The 16,678-nt window shown below is 61.6% G+C and carries 12 protein-coding genes and 1 riboswitch; of the genes, 10 read left to right on the forward strand and 2 right to left on the reverse strand.

Annotated features, from left to right (window positions below):
* The first annotated feature begins 57 nt into the window (after positions 1-57).
* From KBA48_RS04955 to KBA48_RS04995, 9 genes are all read left to right on the forward strand, one after another.
* Positions 58-1,617, forward strand: coding sequence for a hypothetical protein (locus KBA48_RS04955; protein WP_292903892.1), 1,560 nt, complete (start codon positions 58-60; stop codon positions 1,615-1,617).
* Positions 1,617-2,123: a hypothetical protein gene (locus KBA48_RS04960; RefSeq protein WP_292903893.1), complete on the forward strand. Its 507-nt coding sequence runs from the start codon at positions 1,617-1,619 to the stop codon at positions 2,121-2,123. Before KBA48_RS04955 ends, KBA48_RS04960 begins: the two co-directional genes overlap by 1 nt.
* 24 nt (positions 2,124-2,147) lie before the next feature.
* Positions 2,148-5,324, forward strand: a complete 3,177-nt coding sequence (locus tag KBA48_RS04965) for a tubulin-like doman-containing protein (RefSeq protein ID WP_292903894.1) — start codon at positions 2,148-2,150, stop codon at positions 5,322-5,324.
* Between the two features lies 1 nt (position 5,325).
* Complete coding sequence (locus KBA48_RS04970) at positions 5,326-8,250, forward strand: Hsp70 family protein (protein WP_292903895.1); 2,925 nt, start codon at positions 5,326-5,328, stop codon at positions 8,248-8,250.
* The gene (locus KBA48_RS04975; RefSeq protein WP_292903896.1) at positions 8,247-10,004 is read left to right on the forward strand and encodes a hypothetical protein; all 1,758 of its coding nucleotides are present in this window, start codon (positions 8,247-8,249) and stop codon (positions 10,002-10,004) included. The genes KBA48_RS04970 and KBA48_RS04975 overlap by 4 nt, the downstream gene beginning before the upstream one ends.
* A 126-nt stretch (positions 10,005-10,130) precedes the next feature.
* Positions 10,131-10,577 carry a MarR family winged helix-turn-helix transcriptional regulator gene (locus KBA48_RS04980; protein WP_292903897.1) on the forward strand — a complete coding sequence of 149 codons (447 nt, stop codon included), beginning with the start codon at positions 10,131-10,133 and terminating at the stop codon, positions 10,575-10,577.
* On the forward strand, positions 10,570-11,637 hold the full coding sequence (locus KBA48_RS04985; RefSeq protein WP_292903898.1) for an HlyD family secretion protein: 1,068 nt from the start codon (positions 10,570-10,572) through the stop codon (positions 11,635-11,637). Before KBA48_RS04980 ends, KBA48_RS04985 begins: the two co-directional genes overlap by 8 nt.
* A gap of 15 nt (positions 11,638-11,652) precedes the next feature.
* Positions 11,653-13,176, forward strand: a complete 1,524-nt coding sequence (locus tag KBA48_RS04990) for a DHA2 family efflux MFS transporter permease subunit (RefSeq protein ID WP_292903899.1) — start codon at positions 11,653-11,655, stop codon at positions 13,174-13,176.
* Positions 13,177-13,250: 74 nt separating this feature from the next.
* On the forward strand, positions 13,251-13,505 hold the full coding sequence (locus tag KBA48_RS04995) for a hypothetical protein (protein WP_292903900.1): 255 nt from the start codon (positions 13,251-13,253) through the stop codon (positions 13,503-13,505).
* 2 nt (positions 13,506-13,507) lie between these two features.
* Here KBA48_RS04995 and KBA48_RS05000 read toward each other — a convergent pair whose 3' ends face one another.
* On the reverse strand, positions 13,508-14,329 hold the full coding sequence (locus KBA48_RS05000; protein WP_292903901.1) for an ABC transporter substrate-binding protein: 822 nt from the start codon (positions 14,327-14,329) through the stop codon (positions 13,508-13,510).
* Positions 14,330-14,629: 300 nt separating this feature from the next.
* Positions 14,630-15,136 (reverse strand): TIGR00645 family protein, encoded by a 507-nt coding sequence (locus KBA48_RS05005; RefSeq protein WP_367273809.1) that lies wholly within the window; start codon positions 15,134-15,136, stop codon positions 14,630-14,632.
* A gap of 205 nt (positions 15,137-15,341) precedes the next feature.
* Positions 15,342-15,457: riboswitch (guanidine-I (ykkC/yxkD leader) on the forward strand.
* Between the two features lie 72 nt (positions 15,458-15,529).
* Between KBA48_RS05005 and KBA48_RS05010 the strand changes: the two genes are divergently transcribed.
* On the forward strand, positions 15,530-16,606 hold the full coding sequence (locus KBA48_RS05010; RefSeq protein WP_292903903.1) for a putative urea ABC transporter substrate-binding protein: 1,077 nt from the start codon (positions 15,530-15,532) through the stop codon (positions 16,604-16,606).
* Positions 16,607-16,678 lie beyond the last annotated feature (72 nt).

Consider the following 16,678-nt stretch of genomic DNA (forward strand, 5'->3'; position numbering starts at 1 on the left):
CCACCCGGTCCCAGCCGCCCCCAGGCCGAAAATGAATTGCCGGCACCCGGTTTCGACGTGCTGATCGACAATTCCGGATCGATGAAGGGATTTAACGGAAACAAGACCATCTGGCCCAATCTTCTGTCGGCACTGGATCGTACAGCCGGCCAGAAATGGGCGTTCGACGGAACGCTTCGCGCTGTGAACGGCTCTTTGCAATCAGTGCCGCTGAACGGGCTGAAAACCGATCTCGGCAATGCCTTGAGGACTTGGCTGTCGCAATCGGCGCCGGGACAGGGCGCCATCATCATTACCGACAATGTCGCGGATGATCGGGCCCAATCATCCATGGATTCGCAAAAGGAATGGGAGAGACTGCTCCAGTCCGACAATATTGCCCATCTGGTCCTGACACCACTGCGATTGCCCTTCGATGGCCTGATCTATTCTCCGGTAAGTCCCAGCCTTCCAGCACGGCCCTATGTCGGACAGCGGGCGCTGGCGATCTATCTGCTGGTGCGATCCGGCACCGGTCGTGACGAGTCCCGCGCCCTCATCACCGCCATGCAGCGGGACCTGAAGCAGATATTGTCGCAATTCCAGCAGGCGGACCTGCGCTTCGAAACACTGCCGATCACGCCTCTCGATATTTCCGGCGATGCGGATCAGGTCACCCTGACCGTAACGCATCAGGAAGGCGCCACGGTCGAACTCATCGGCAATACGCTCAACATCGGAAATTTCAGTGTCGGAGAACAGATCGCGTTCGGCTTCGAAGCCGTCATCCGACCCGGCCACGGCTTCATCATGAAGGATGCGCGGATCGAGGCCATCCTGAGCATAGATGGTCATGAATCCATGGTGAGCGAGGGCATTATCAGTGCCCACGTCACGCCGGAACAGGATGATCTTGTACCGGAAGGTCGGCGCTTCCGCATCGAATTCGCTGTCCACCCCTTCGAATTCGGCGACCTGCCCTTCATGACGAAGTTGCGGCTTTCGCTGGCCAACCAGACGAAGGCTGCGGGTTCGCTGCGCATCCAGTACTCGGTGCAGCGCGAGAAGGTGGAACTGACCGATGATCTGCGACGCAACTGGAGCTTCGACGGCGACATCAGCCAGCTTTACAAACCCGATGTCGGGGTGCAGGGGCTCCTGTTCCGTCTGACCCAAATCGTGCGCGGCGCGGTCGCCACCGACGCTCTGACTCAGGATGCCCTGGTCATCCCGGTCAATCTCACCGTCCGCTATCCCTGGCAGCCGCTTCTGCAGATCGCCCTGCCCATCCTTCTGCTGCTGGGCCTTTTGTTGTGGCTGTTCCGCATGGCGGCGCGGCCGCGCATTTATATCGGGCGGAATGACGCCAATGATGAAACCCAGTTGGCGCCGGCCCTGACCACCGCCGCCTACATGACAAGCGGTGACCGGCAGTGCGAGGTCACCATTCGCTGGCTGGTGATCGGCCTTTGGGTGGGAAGCGGCGGGCGTATTCGGCGTGGACGCCTTCTATCGCTGGGTGGCGGCCAGATCGATGTGGAGGTCACGCGCTCCGGCGATGATGAGCCCGAAATTTACAATTTCAGCGTTGAACAACGCCGGAACCAAACCATCGCCGATCAAGAGGAGGATTATTGATGCCGTTCCGACAGACCCGCGGCCATCCCCGGCTTATGGCCGCCCTCTGGGCCCTGGCATTGGCTGGCGGAACAGGCGGCATCGCCGCCGCGCAGGACCTTGCGACACGCCAGACCAGTTCCCCGACCCAGACCCCGACGATACTGGATTTCCGCTTCATCCTGCCGGCCAACACGGAACTGATGTTCCTGGGCCTGTCCGTAATCGGCGTGCTGCTGGGCGCCTATGGTGTTTACAGGGTTCTGCTGCCGGGCATGGTGCGCAATGGCGTCCACCCGACCCACCTGCGGGCCAGCCTTTGGGTCTGGGCCCTCTTCGGGATCGAGTTGTTCGCCATGTTCCTGGCGCCCGGCGTCGGCCAGGGCTGGTTCCTGTCCCTCTCAACGCTGCTTGGCCTGGTCTGCATTCTTCTCCTTGTCAGCCGGACGGCCGTGACCTCCGCCGTGCTGACCTTGCTGATCGCCCTTCTGGCAATGGCCGGCCTGCGGGCCAGCGCCCTGATCTGACCGCGTACCACCTGAGGATAGGACATGGCCAACGACACGAAGAAATCCCCGATCAAGCAACGTCCGACATTGCTGATCGGCATGGGCGGTACCGGCAAACAGGTGCTTTTACAACTCCGCCGCATGTTCCTGGACCATCATGGTGTTTCCACCTTCGGCCATATCGGGCATCTTTGGGTCGATACTGACACCCGCAATCGCACGCTGGATGGCGAGGAACTGGGCTGGTTCTATGAACAGGTCAATTTCCAGGCCCGGGAGACGGTGCCTGTCGAACTGACCAAGTCCGACCTGAAAATCTATTTCACCGAACGAAAGCACCACGCCAATATTTATGCATGGCTCGATCCTTCTCTGGAACGCCATGGCGAAATCTCTGATGGCGCCGCGCAAATCCGTATGTTTGGCCGCCTGGCCTTTTTCAAGCATTACGGGACGATCCGGAAGGCCTTGCGCAGCGCTCTGGACGACATCCGGAACAGTGCCGGGCATCTTGAAGTCCTGAAGTCGCACAATATTGAGGTCGATGCATCACGGACGGATGCCTGGTTGATATTCTCGGTCGCAGGCGGCACTGGCAGCGGCATGTTCCTCGACATGGCTTTCGCGCTGAAGCAACTGGACCCCAACATCACCATCCGGGGCATTATCGTCCTGCCGTCCGTCTTCACCCGTGACTATACGCACAAGATCTACGGCAATGCCTATGCGGCGCTGATGGAGCTTGAGCATTACAATTTTGCCAAGCAGGGGGACGACAACAAGGCGGCGCACCAGTTCCCGGTCATGTGGACCATGGATCAGTTCCGGGAAAAACAATCGCTGCGCGGGCCCGTATTCGAAATGGCCTACCTGATCGGCAACAAACCCGACAGCCCCATCGGCGAATTGCGCGTGGACCAGAAGACGGCGCTTTGCGATATGCTGGCGGAAAGCCTGTTCGTCGAACTGGGCGGCAAGACAACGGGTTTGGCGGCCGAATGGGCCAGCCGCCGCTCCAACCTCCAGGACAGCCTGACCAGCGTTGTCCGGATGACCTACCATGGGAACCTGCCCGGGTATGAGATCATCGAGGAATTCAGTTGCAGGTACGGAAGTTTCGGTTTGTCCAAGCTGCACGTGCCCATCCAGCGCGTCGCCGCCCTGGTCCGGCACCGCTTGGCGGAGGAGATGGTCGGTCACTGGACCCAACCCGCCCCCATCCCCAATAATTTCGACACGCAGATCGCCAAGGAAATCCATGAACGGCTGCTGATGCGTGTTGGCGATGGTGCCAAGTCATCTTTGTTCGTCCGGGAATTGGGGCGGGGGCCGACCGGTGACTCGCTTGAACAGATCCTCAAGAACAAGGTGGAACAAAGGCGAAGCGAGTTTGTCCGCAGCGCCGGCAATCCCGATGTCGCCCCTCGTCTGACGGAATGGTTCCAGAGTGAATTGCTGCGCGGGCAACTGGATACAAGCCATCCCGACCGGACAAAATGGGGCGCACTGACCCGGCTGATCGTCGAACAGCATCTGGAGGGCACCTATATCCGCATCACCGGGGAACTGGACAAAGTCGTCGCCGAGATGGTGAATACGCATGGGCAGCGTTTCACCCTGACGCGTGAACTGCTGCGGCGACTGACGGCCACCATCGACACGGCCCGCCTCTCTCTGGTCAATCAGTCACAACGCGCACGGACGCAGTCAGAGCGGCGTCGACGCGACCTTGCCCTCCGGCTGAGCTGGCTTCCACAAACGGGAGGGCAGTTCACCCGCCAGACCATTGTCGATGTCGCCGTGGATTTCGCTTCCGATGCCCTTGTCCAGGAATTGCGGGCTCAGATCTACGACGCCGCCGCCGCGCTCTGTGAGCGTCTGACCAATTTGATCGGACGCGGCGTCACCACCAAGGACGCCGACGGCAAGGTCATCATCCTGGAGTCGGGACTCCTGAAACAACTGAGCAAGCTGGAGGATGACCTGATCCATTCGGTGCGGCCATTACTGCGCAACCATGTGGACTCGCTGCGACAGTTGCCCGACTCCCCCATCAATATCAGCCTGCTGGAAGAACGGGACATCAACGATTTTTATACGACCCGGGAGGGCAAGCCTATCGATGAAACGGCGATGGCCGATCTTTCACGTCGCTTCTTCGAGGAAACGACAGAGACGGGTGGCGGTCTCTGGCAGATGCGCGACACATTGGGGCGCGACGGCCCCGGCAAGGCCGGCGAACGGATCGTGGCTTTTGCGCGCCGCGCCACCCCCCACCTGGAGGAGCGGACCGTCGATGCCATCGATCGTTTCGCCCGCAAATTCCCCGTGGAAGGTGCCGAATATCGGACCATGCTGCGCCGGCTGAGTGACAATGGCATGCCTTGGCTTGCCGAACCGACCCATCATGTCAGTGAGGGTGAAGCCTTCCGGTACAAGAAGCAGGAAATCATCCTTGGCACCTCAAGCCGCAGTCCCGAGACGACCCGCAACGTGTTCGTGTCCAAGATGCAGGACAATTACCGTGAGCGGCTTGTGCTGGTGGACAGCCCGGCGGACCGCGTCTATGTCAACAGCGAGTGCGCCGGCATTCCGCTTGTCGTGACGCCCGACCTGGACCTCTATCGCAACCAGAGTTACTACACCCATCTGAAAGCTGGGCTGGCGCTCCATATCGACGTCAATTTCGAGAAATTCCAGGACATCCTGGTGCGTAGCGGCGACGAACCGGCCAATTACATCGAGGCGCTGCGGGTTTTGGGTCTTGGACTGCTGGCCAGCGTGGTTCGCGCCAAGGTCGGTCCGGGCGATGGGACATCATCCCGCATCGAACTCCAGTACACGGATCGGTCCAGCCTGATGAACGAGCAGATGGACCTGGGGCCCGTCAAGCTGGCTCTGCGGCGGTTGACCGAACAGGGTGGCGAAAGCCTGCGGGCCTCCATCCTGGCCGATGTCGAGCGACGGACAAACGCCATGTCGGTGACCGAACAGGCACGGTGGCTTGTGCTGCTGCGTTATCATGGACGTTTCAATCCGACGGGCCACGACGCCCTGTCCCGCGTGATGGATCGGGTTGCTGCCAGCATCGAGCAGGAAGACGAAGCCCTGATCGAGGATGCACGCGGACAGCGCGACACGATCCGCGAATGGGCGGTCGAACGTCCCCCTAACAGCGGCATCTTCTGCCTTCCTGCCAAGGATCGCCTGGAGTTCTGACGTGGATAACTGTATCTGCCACCTGGATTGGGACCCGCACCCGCAGGATCTCTATTGCAGCCTCTGCGGTTTCAGCCATGCCATGATATTGGCGCGGGTCGTGGACGGGTTGCAGTTCAATGAAAATGCCCAACCGAAGCCGGTTTCCATTGAACTGCGCAATGCCGGGCGGATTCCGGTTCTTGGTGGCGACCTCACCATCGTCGCCATCAACGGGACAGAGTTGCTGCGCGAAACGGTGCCGCCAGACGCGATAGAGATGCCGGGTGATGCCTGGACCTTCAACTGGTCGCCCGACATCCCCGCCGCACCGCTCCTTGCCTATGTTCGGTTTCGTCCGGCCCATGCACGGGAACCGCAAACTCTCGGCCGTGTCGGTCTGCGACTGCCACTTGCCACCCTGACCCTTCTGGAACGTTCGATCGTCGTGAGCCGGGACGTGCTGCTGTCAGAAAACACGACAGTCGCTCTGACCTTGTGCCTGGCCAGGGGATTGATGGCACGGCCGCAAAACATCGAGATCGAGGGGGCGGGCCTGTCGCAAAAGGACCTGCTGGTCGTGCTTCCCGCCGGCAGTGACTTGCTGACCCAGGCGAACGACCGGTACGTGATCTCTCTGTCCATCACGCCCCCGTTGCGTGACCAGTTGCTGGGAAATCCTTCCGGCCTGGACCTGACACTGCGTTTCTCCCTCTCCAGCAACGACATCAATCGCATCCCGTTCCGACTGACCCCAGACACCCCTGCGAGCCTGCGGATCAGCGTTCCCCTGGTCTGGCATCTGCAGGCAGGCCGCGGCGGTCATGTGTTCGTCACCATCACGAATGTGGGGGGCATCCCTGCCCGGGTCACGGAGATGGCGTTGGAACTTGCCATGCCTCCACAGGGCGCCACCCAGTCGATCACTTGTCAGGCCGATTACCCCGCCGATGGCTTCATTCTGGAACCGGCAGGCGAGCGGGTGATCCGTATGAAACTGTCGGCACAGCCCGAAAGACCCCGGATACAGCGTGGCGAAGTGCGGGTGATGGAGGAAGGCTGCGGGGTGCCGGCTATCGCCAGGGCATCCGTCACCATCATCACACATCCGCATCGCAAATTCGGCGGTCTGGTCGCCGTGGATTTCGGAACAACCGAAACGGCCGTGTCAATCAGGCGGCAGGATCTGTCCAGCCGCGCCGAGACATTCCGCCTCGATGCGCCATCGCCTTATCTGCCCACTGCAATCGCATATCGGATCGGGGCGGCCGGGAAACTGGAGCAGGTGATCGGCCGTGAAGCACTCTCCTGCTTTGGGTCTGACCAGGGGGACACCCAGGTATTCGAAGGGTTGAAATGGCGGATGGACGAGGCCGACCCGGTCTTCCTGCCGGATGGCACAGACCGGCAGATGCTTGAAATCGTGGGCGACTATCTGAGGAACGTGAAGACGTTCATCGAAGAAGAGGTCACCATCGGCGCGAATGTGACCGGTGCGGTCGTAACCGTCCCCTCCCGCTTCTCCCCGACCCAGATGCGCGCACTGCTGGAGGCTTTCGAACTGGCGGGCCTCGAACCGCAACCGCTTGAAATCGCCGGCGCACGGGTACTGGCCTCGGAAAGCTGGGCACCGGCCAGTCTGGCATTGCCGTTGACGGTAACGGCGGAATGGGCGCACAGGGCCTTCAACGGACCACTCCTGCCCGATGTCGCAGCCGGCAACGTTTTCGGCCTGATCACCTTCGATATGGGCGGCGGCAGTACGGATGTGTCGGCCTTCCGCCTCGCCATCAACGACCATTCCGACGTCGTTGTCGAAGAGGTGTTCACCGATGGCAGCAATGCGGTGTCGGGCAACGTCATTTCTTCCCTGCTCACACGCGCCCTGATGCCATCACTGCGGGCAGCGATGCTTCGGCGACTTGTCCTGGAAAGCGATGTACCCATCGTGCCCTACTGGCAGAGGTGGGCGGAACCGGAGGCTGATACGCTGGCCGCGACCAATGGTCATGCCCTGGCTCGGCTCGTGCTGACATTGCAGAGCAGCTTGGCCTTTGCCCGCCTGGGCGATTTTGACGCCTTGGACAACGCGGTTATCCATACGCAAATTCAAAGAATAGAGGCCGACCTTCGCGCGGACGCCCGGTTGCCGGACTTGGAATTCACGGACCGGGCTGGCCGCCCTCACCGGTTCAGTTGGGTTGGCGACGACCTGTCCCTGGATTTGCAACAGTTTCTCACGGCCTTTGCCACGGGGCCGGGCCAGGCGGCACGCACGCTGATCCGCAATGCTGTTACTGCCCTGAACCGGTATCCCGGCCGGCGCGATACACGCATCGTCATGTCGGGACGCGGCAGCCTGTTTCCCTTCATCAGTTCGGCACTGAACGCCGAGTTGAAGTCACTCGACCTGAACAGCGCCGAAGTCCGGGTACGCATGTCGGATGAGATGTTGAAGCCCATCACAAGTCTCGGAGCCCTGATTTTGGCGGATGTCCTGCCGCATGCACCGAATATCCGCTTCTCGTCCGGGCAATCAGGCTGGTTCGGGTTCCAAGGAGCACCCGACGCCACCAGCGGCGACTTCACCTTTATCTCCTTGGGAGAAGGAATGCCCAAGGACAGCCCGATGGTGGCGCCGTTGCCCGGTTCCTGGTCGGGGCGTTTCCGGCTCATCCTCGGCATGGCACGCGACCAGAGCGGCACTTTGGGGACTGCGGGCTTCAAACCTTATTTCAGTAGTGACGTCAGCCTGAAAAAATCCGGCGGAGCCGCGCGGTTCGTGCGTGTGGAAGCGGATGGCGAACTGGCGTTGCGGATCGGGGTGGTCGAAGCCGATGGGACCGAACAGGCCTTGACCGCGTCCGAATGGCTGTTCGAACACCGCATCGGCCTGTTGCCGGCCGGTTACCATCGCCGTAATCCCCCCATGGAGAACCCGATATGAGCCGTCGATGGGGCCTTTGCCGGATAACCGCGCGCTTGTTTAGCGTGGCGCTCGCCCTCAGCCTGTCGTGCCTGTACCCCCTGGTCGCGGCCGCCCAGACGGGGGACCCGGTCCAGGCTTGGTCCTACATCGCTGTTTTCGATGGCAATAATATAAGTGAATGCCAGGTGCCACGGGCGGCCGGGGCGCAATGGGCGAAGGGCACCTACCGGCTTCTGCTTCGTTTGCGTCAAGGCGCGCAAGTACAGGTGTTTGCCGGGGGCTTGGTGATTAACGACGACGGAACAGTGGGTCAATGGGTAGAGTGGAAAGGGAATGAGCCACTTCTGTCCGGACCGGAGAACAAGGTCCCAGCCGGAATCGACAAGCTGAAACCATGGCTGAAGGAGGGCGCATCCTGGCAGGAGCTGTTCTCCCTCCTGTGCGGCAGCGAAGTCGATATGAAGGACGAGAAAGGGATTGGCAGCCGTCTATGGCGACTGGACCGGCAATTCGCCACCGGCGCCATGGAACGAGCTGACCTTGAGCAACTCGCTGACGGCTTCGGCGGACCGTCGCAACTTGGCGATGCCATAGATCCGGGCAAAGCGATCATGGACTGGATTAATAAAGAAGAGTCCGGTCTAATTGAAAAGCTAGGCCTAAAAGACATTAATGTCTCGAAAACCGAATCCCTGCACAAGCTCACCTTCAAGATGGCCAACGATGCAGGCCGGATTAAATTGCCCGCCCCGCCAAACGGCGGCACTGTTCGGACGACAACGGCACCAGCAACAGCGGGACCGGCAGGACCGGCAGGACCGGCAGGACCGGCAGGACCGGCAGGACCGGCAGGACCGGCAGGACCGGCAGGACCGGCAGGACCGGCAGGATCTGGCGGATGGGTGACTGCCCTTACCATCATAAATTTCCTGATGTCATCAGGCTGTCTTGCTTTGATTTTAGTTATGAGGCGATATGAATACACAAAAAATGAGGATTCAGACAATAACATTAAAATGCAACTCCAAATATATGACAATAAAATCAACGAACATTTAAGTGAATACTCAAAATATCACACCGAACTCATCAATGTTCTCGGGAGGGAATTACGAGACCTCCAAGACAAACCAATAGAAAAAACAAATGAAATCAGTCTGTTGCGGGAAGAAGTCGCAATCAACCTGAACGCCGCCATCATGCGCCTACAGGCGCAAATCAATGCGCTAAAACCGGAAAAGGGCGGGCAGCCCGCAAGTGCTCCACCCGATCCGACGGGTGACGTCGCCATTACAACCGATGACAGGCGGAATTTCAATGAAGGTTGGGGGGACGGGCCGTCGCGGCACCCGGCAGGAGATGTCAAACCGATCAGCCCGGCATCATCAAATGCTTCGGTCGATGTCTCCACATTCAAGCCCCAATTGCATCGGCTTGTCGATGAACTGGGGCTGACAACCGACGCCGCAATCGCGCTGAAGAACGTACAGGGAATACCCGCCTTGATCTACTGGTTCCAAAATCACCTGATACCGGCGGGAAGATCATCAGAATATTATCGTTCGATCGATGACAAGTTTGCAGAATCAAGGCTGCCCTTCACGCTTGTCATGGCGGAGCCTGGCGATGCGATGGACGACAGCCTTCATGAACTGGTCGAACTCCGCGCTCAAACCGGTCGCTCCAACAGAATTATCGAAATGATGCAACCCGGCGTGGGCACAAAGCAAGGCGTCATAATGGCCAAGGCGCGCGTCGTGGTCAGCCATTGACCTTGATACCGGCGGGGCCGCAACACCCCGCCGGCACCGTGCCCCCCGATACCCGCGTCGCCCGCATGGCTGGCTCCCCCTCTCAGCGCCTTGCTTATAGTAAGCTAACTTATATTATGCATAGCCATGAGCAGTCATGAATCCACATTGAACTTTGGCGCCATGCTGACGGACACGTCCCGTCTGCTGCGCAAACGGTTCGACCAGCGCCTGCGCTTCACGGGCAGCACCCGCGCGCAATGGCACGCCATTTTCAAGATCTCCAAGGCGGAGGGCATGAAACAGGCGGAACTGGCCGACGCGCTGGATGTGGAGCCGATTACCCTGACCCGTCTTCTGGACCGGATGGAGGAAGGCGGTTGGGTGGTGCGGCAAACCGATCCCAATGACCGGCGCGCCCGCCTGCTCTACCTGACCGAGAAGGCACACGAGGCCCTGGCCCCCATGCGGGCATTGGCCGACGACCTCTATGAGGAAGCGCTGCATGGCCTGGACAAGGCCGAGCGCGATCAACTGATGCACCTGCTGTCGCGGGTGCGGACCAATCTTTCCAAAGGTGATGATCATGAGTGACGTGGCCAAGCGCACCTTGCCCGTCTGGCGCCGCTTGGCGCTGGGTCTCGCCCTGCCCGTCGTGCTGGCCGGGGTCGGCACCTATGTCTGGGTGACGGGCGGTCGCTATGTCAGCACGGACAATGCCTACATAAAGCAGGACAAGGTCGCCGTCGCACCGGAGGTGCAGGGATTGGTGACCAATGTGCATGTGGGAGAGAGCATGCGCGTCAAACGGGGCGATGTCCTGTTTGAAATCGATGCGCAGCCCTACCGCATCGCCCTGGCCCAGGCGGAAGCCGCCATCGCGACGGCCCGGCTGAATGTGGAGCGGATGCGGGCGGACCTGTCGCAGAAGCGCGCCGAACTGGCGGATGCGGAGCAGGAACAGGATTTCCGGCAGCGCGACCATGATCGTCAGGCCAAGCTTGCCCAGAACGGGTACGCCGCGCAGTCCAAGCTGGACGAGACCCGCAACCAGTTGCGTTCCGCCGAGCAGGGCGTGGCCAAGGCCCGGCAGGGCGTTGCCGCCGCTCTGGCTGATCTGGGTGGCGACCCCGGCATCGCCACCGACAGCCACCCGACCGTGATGCAGGCGCTGGCCGCCCGCGACCGCGCCGCGCTGGATCTGGATCGCACCATCGTGCGGGCGCCGGCCGATGGCGTGACCAGCCAGACCGACCGGCTGCGCGTGGGCCAATTCGCCTTGCCCGGCCTGTCGATGCTGAGCCTGGTGGAAACCCAGGCCACCTATGTTGAAGCGAACGTCAAGGAAACAGACCTTACCCATATGCAGCCGGGCCAGACAGCGACGATCGAACTGGACGCCTATCCCGGCCGCACCCTGACGGCGAAGATCACCAGCATCGGGGCCGGAACCGGTTCCGAATTCTCCATCCTGCCGGCCCAGAACGCCACCGGCAACTGGGTGAAGGTGGTGCAGCGCGTGCCCGTGCGCCTGGAACTGGCGGAGGGTGAAAAGGTGCCTCTGCGTGCCGGCCTGTCGGCCAATGTCGAAATCGACACAGGCCACAGCCGCGGCCTTCCCGGCTTCGCCACCGCGCGGGCGGCGGGCCGGTAAAGCGGGAGAACCGCCATGACCGCTCAGTCCCCTCCCCTTAAACACGGTCCGCTGACGGTTGCGATCATGCTGGCGACCGTCATGCAGGTGCTGGACACCACCATCGCCAATGTCGCCCTGCCCAGCATGCAGGGCAGTTTGGGCGCCGCACAGGACAGCATCACCTGGGTGCTGACCTCCTATATCGTGGCCTCCGCCATCATGACACCTGTGACGGGCTGGCTTGCCGACCGGATCGGGTTGAAGCAATTGTTTCTGGTATCCGTGGTGGGCTTCACCGTCACCTCCATGCTGTGCGGCACGGCGGGAAGCCTGACGGAGATGGTGGTCTGGCGGCTGGCGCAGGGTGTGTTCGGCGCCGCCCTGGTACCGCTGTCACAGACGGTTCTGCTGAATATCAACCCACCCGAACGCCATGGACAGGCCATGGCCATGTGGGGGGCGGGTGTCATGGTCGGGCCCGTGATCGGCCCCACCCTGGGCGGCTGGCTGACGGAAAGCCTCAACTGGCGTTGGGTCTTCTACATCAATGTGCCGATCGGTATCATCGCCTTCCTTGGCATCCTGGCATGGCTGCCGAACGCACAGAAGCGCCAGCGTGGGTTTGATTTCATCGGCTTTGCGCTGCTGTCCATCGGCGTTGGCGCCCTGCAATTGATGCTGGACCGGGGTGAACAACTGGACTGGTTCGCGGCCACGGAAATCTGGATCGAACTGGGCATATCGGTGTCGGCGTTCTGGGCCTTCGGGGTGCATATGCTGACGGCGGAAAAGCCCTTTTTGCCGCCGCATCTGCTGCGGGACCGCAACCTGCTGCTGGGCCTGGTCTTCATCTTCGTCATCGGCATCGTGGTCCTGGCGGCCATGGCGCTGCTGCCGCCCATGCTGCAACGGCTGATGGGCTATCCCACCATCACCACCGGCATGGTCATGGCCCCCCGTGGCGTGGGCGTCATGGTCTCCATGCTGATGGTCGGGCGTCTCATGCGCGTGGTCGATCCCCGGCTGCTGATCCTGACGGGCCTCTGCGTCACGGGCTGGTCGCTGCACATGATGACCGGGTTCACCATCGTGATGGGCAGCATGCCCATCATCCTCTCGGGCGTCATCCAGGGATTGGGGATCGGCATGGTCTTTGTACCGCTGTCCACCCTGGCCTTCGCCACCCTGGCCCCGGCCGACCGGGCCGATGCCGCCGGCATGTTCAGCCTTGTCCGCAACCTGGGCAACAGCCTGGGTGTCTCCGTCGTCACGGCGGCGCTGGCCCATTTTACCCAGGTGAACCACGCCGAACTGGCGGCCCATGTCAGCCCCTTCAATCCGAATGTGGAGGGGCCGCTGACCATGGCGGGCCAGGCGGCGCCCGAATTGCTGGCCGCCGCCGACCTGATGGTCAACCAACAGGCAGCCATGATCGCCTATATCAATGATTTCAAGCTGATGATGCTGGTAACCCTGGGAGCCATCCCCCTGCTGCTGCTGCTGCGCAAGCCGAAGGCTGCGGCACCGGACGACCACCATGCCGCAATCATGGAATGACGGGTAGGCATCGGCGGCACTTTCCATTCGCACGAAGGTTGCACTACTCTGGTCTCATCGGAAGGGGTGACGGGATGAGCGACGCGATCCGGCAAATAAGGGCACGTGCCCGGCGCAAGGCGGCGGGGCTTGTGCGTCTTGAGTTCTGGGTACCGGCCGACCGCCGGGAGGAGGTGCGCACCGCCGTTGCCGCCATTCTGGCCGCGGATGCCGGTCTTGCGGAACCGATGCGCGAGCCGGAAACGGCCGACGGCGCATCCGGCGACAATGCGCCCGTGGTCCAACGCCGCCAGCGGCTGATCACCGATATCGACGGTTTGCTGGACTGACCCTATCGCCGCGCGGGCGCCGGGACGGGGCCCGGCATGCTGGCGGATTGTCCGCCGGGCAGGTCCAGCCCCATGGCCCGGATCATGGCGGGCAGGGTTCCGTCCGCGGCCAGCGATTGTATGGCCATATTCATTTCAGGCACGGTGACGGGGCTGGACGGGCTGACAAGGCAGACACGTTCACGCACCGCGACGGAGATAAAATCCGGTCGCACAGCGCCCGCCAGCGATGGGTCGCGGGACAAGGCCAGCCGCCAGGCCGCCAGGGGCAGGATGACGGCGTCCAGCCGCCCGCCCAACAGCTTGCGCAGATTGCCATCAGCATTGCGGGCATCAATCCGTTCCGCCCCGCCGGTGGAGAACAGCGCCTCCAGCACCGGCGGATACAGAAAGCCCAGTACAGTGCCCACCCGCGCGCCCACCAGACTTGTCATATCGGCGGGACCGCGCAATCCGGCGGACAGCAGCACGATATCCTGATCACTGAACAAGGCCTGGGTGAACCGGTCGGCGGCGAAGGTGGGGTAGTAGGGCTGTGCGGCCAGACAATAGGCATCGACGCTGCCGGCCGTGATTTCCGCCGTGATGCGATTGCGGGGTACGAACCGGAACGCAACCTCCCGCCCCAGTCGCGCGGCGATGGCCCGCCCGAATTCAAGCGCGAAACCGCCCTTCAACTGCCCCCCATCAACCAGGGCGAAGGGTGCTTCGTTATGATCACCGAACGCAAAGGTCAGCGGCCGTGCATGCGTGGCCGCAGATAGGGCAAGGCTGGCCAGAACGGCCAACAACAACCCGCGCGCAACACCAGCAAGCCCGGTCATCCCGGTTCCCCTTTTCCCGCCAGGGACATGTCGCGATCACATATCCCACCCTTAAGGATTTTTTAATAAATTTTTTGAGGCTTTGCAGGAAATATTGCGACCCTGGAACGATTGGTCACAACCCGCCCGTCGGCGGCGGGCGCAGAGACAGGAGATGAAGGCCTAGAAAGGCCGGCCCCACCGCGATAAACAGGCCACTCCGGCGCTCACCGGCAATGGAACGATGCCGGACCAGGAAGGGCAAGAGGGGTCCCGTCCACCATGGGGCCAATTGCCCCGTCGCGACTGGACCCGCCTGGATCAGTCCTTCGCCTTGCCGGCAAATGACAGCTTGTCCAGCCAACCCATCAGCACGGCCGATATCACAAAGGTCAGATGGATGATGACCAGCCACATCAGCTTGTCATTCGACACCTTGTCCGCGTCCATGAAGCTTTTCAGCAGATGGATGGAAGAGATGGCGACGATGGAGGCCGCCACCTTCACCTTCAGCGTGCCGCTGTCCAGCTTGCCCAGCCAGGACAGTTTCTCATCATCCTCACCCAGTTCGATGCGGGAGACAAAATTCTCGTACCCGCTGATCATCACCATGACCACCAGACTGCCCACCAGGGTCAGATCGACAAGGCTGAGGGCCGCCAGGATCAGGTCGGCCTCGCTCTCCCCGAACAGGGCGTAATCGAACATATGCACGACCTCCACCCCGAACCGGACGGTGAAGGCGATCAATACAATGGCCAGACAGAGATACATCGGCACCAGCAGCCAACGGCTGGCATAAAGGGTGCGTTCGATGAGACGTTCGATCACGGGGGGTACTCCGTCAGGTCGGCGTTGGCTGGCAAATGGCCCAAGCCGGCGGCCGCTGTCAACCTCACTTGGCATCATTTCGCACATGCCCAAAATTTATGCGGCGATGAAAGGCAATCTGCCCGTTGGCGCGCCAGGCCGCATCCGGCAACCCCAACAAAACCGCCAATCCCGTGCTGGCACGTCCCTTGCTGCTATGCAAGGTAAGGGTGGCTAGGGTTCCGGCCGTGGGAAACACGGTGTCTGGTCCGAGAGCTGCCGCCAGACGCCGCCTTCATGGCCCTGTCTGGTACACGGCGGGACAAAAGCCCGGGAGATCGAGGTGGGTTGGCGCCCCCTTCCGGTCTCCGCCAACCCCCAAACCGGTTTTGGAAACCTTTGAGGGGTTGGATGATGAAAACGCGCCGCTTCCTAGGAAAATTGACCGCCGGCCTGGTTGCCGCCTCGCTGCTCTCCCTTCCCGCCTTCGCGGCACCGAAGAAGGACTTCAAGCTGGCCTGGTCGATCTATGTCGGCTGGATGCCGTGGCAGTATGCCGCCGATCAGGGCATCGTGAAGAAATGGGCCGACAAGTACGGCATCAAGATCGAAGTGGTGCAGTTCAACGATTATGTTGAAAGCATCAACCAGTACACGGCCGGCGCCTTCGACGCCGTCACCGTGACCAATATGGACGCCCTGTCCATCCCCGCCGCCGGTGGTGTGGATACAACCGCCGTCATCGTCGGCGACTTCTCCAACGGTAATGACGCCGTCATCCTGAAGGGCAAGGACAAGCTGGCCGATATCAAGGGCCAGAAGGTCAATCTGGTGGAATATTCGGTCAGCCATTACCTGCTGACCCGCGCGCTGGAAAGCGTGAAGCTGACGGAAAAGAAGGATGTCAGCGTCGTTTCCACGTCTGACGCCGACATGGTCGCCGCCTGGTCCACGCCCGACGTGACGGCAGTCGTCACCTGGAACCCGCTGGTCGCGGAAATCCTGGCCACGCCGGGCGCCAAGAAGGTGTTCGACAGCAGCCAGATCCCCGGTGAAATCATCGACCTGACCGTTGCCAATACCGATGTGCTGAAGGACAACCCGGCCTTTGGCAAGGCACTGGCCGGCATCTGGTATGAAACCATGGCCCTCATGTCCGCCGACACGCCGGCCGGCATTGCCGCCCGCACCGCCATGGGCAAGGCGTCGGGCACCGATCTGGCCGGGTATGACGCGCAGTTGAAGGCCACCCGCATGTTCTACAAGCCCGCCGATGCGCTTGCTTTCGTGCGCGGGGCGGAGCCGAAGGCCACCATGCAGAAGGTCGCCGGCTTCCTGTTCGACCACGGCCTGCTGGGCAATGGCGCACCGTCGGCCGAAGCCGTGGGGATCGAGTTTCCGGGCGGCGTGACCTACGGCAACAAGGGCTCCGTGAAGTTCCGCTTCACCGACACCTACATGGCGGCGGCGGCAGACGGGAAGCTGTAAGCACGAACGCATATCCGTTCCATGCATCATCCCGGCTGTCGCCGGGATGATGGGAGCCGGGCCGCAACGGAG

Source organism: Niveispirillum sp., assembly GCF_017996735.1.
Classification (GTDB): domain Bacteria; phylum Pseudomonadota; class Alphaproteobacteria; order Azospirillales; family Azospirillaceae; genus Niveispirillum.

Excerpts from the sequence above, each read along its gene's own strand:
- KBA48_RS04965 (WP_292903894.1), top strand. The coding sequence starts at position 2,148 with ATGGCCAACGACACGAAGAAATCCCCGATCAAGCAACGTCCGACATTG.
- KBA48_RS04960 (WP_292903893.1), top strand. The coding sequence starts at position 1,617 with ATGCCGTTCCGACAGACCCGCGGCCATCCCCGGCTTATGGCCGCCCTC.
- KBA48_RS04985 (WP_292903898.1), top strand. The coding sequence starts at position 10,570 with ATGAGTGACGTGGCCAAGCGCACCTTGCCCGTCTGGCGCCGCTTGGCG.
- KBA48_RS05000 (WP_292903901.1), bottom strand. The coding sequence starts at position 14,329 with ATGACCGGGCTTGCTGGTGTTGCGCGCGGGTTGTTGTTGGCCGTTCTG.
- KBA48_RS05010 (WP_292903903.1), top strand. The coding sequence starts at position 15,530 with ATGATGAAAACGCGCCGCTTCCTAGGAAAATTGACCGCCGGCCTGGTT.
- KBA48_RS04995 (WP_292903900.1), top strand. The coding sequence starts at position 13,251 with ATGAGCGACGCGATCCGGCAAATAAGGGCACGTGCCCGGCGCAAGGCG.
- KBA48_RS04980 (WP_292903897.1), top strand. The coding sequence starts at position 10,131 with ATGAGCAGTCATGAATCCACATTGAACTTTGGCGCCATGCTGACGGAC.
- KBA48_RS04990 (WP_292903899.1), top strand. The coding sequence starts at position 11,653 with ATGACCGCTCAGTCCCCTCCCCTTAAACACGGTCCGCTGACGGTTGCG.
- KBA48_RS04975 (WP_292903896.1), top strand. The coding sequence starts at position 8,247 with ATGAGCCGTCGATGGGGCCTTTGCCGGATAACCGCGCGCTTGTTTAGC.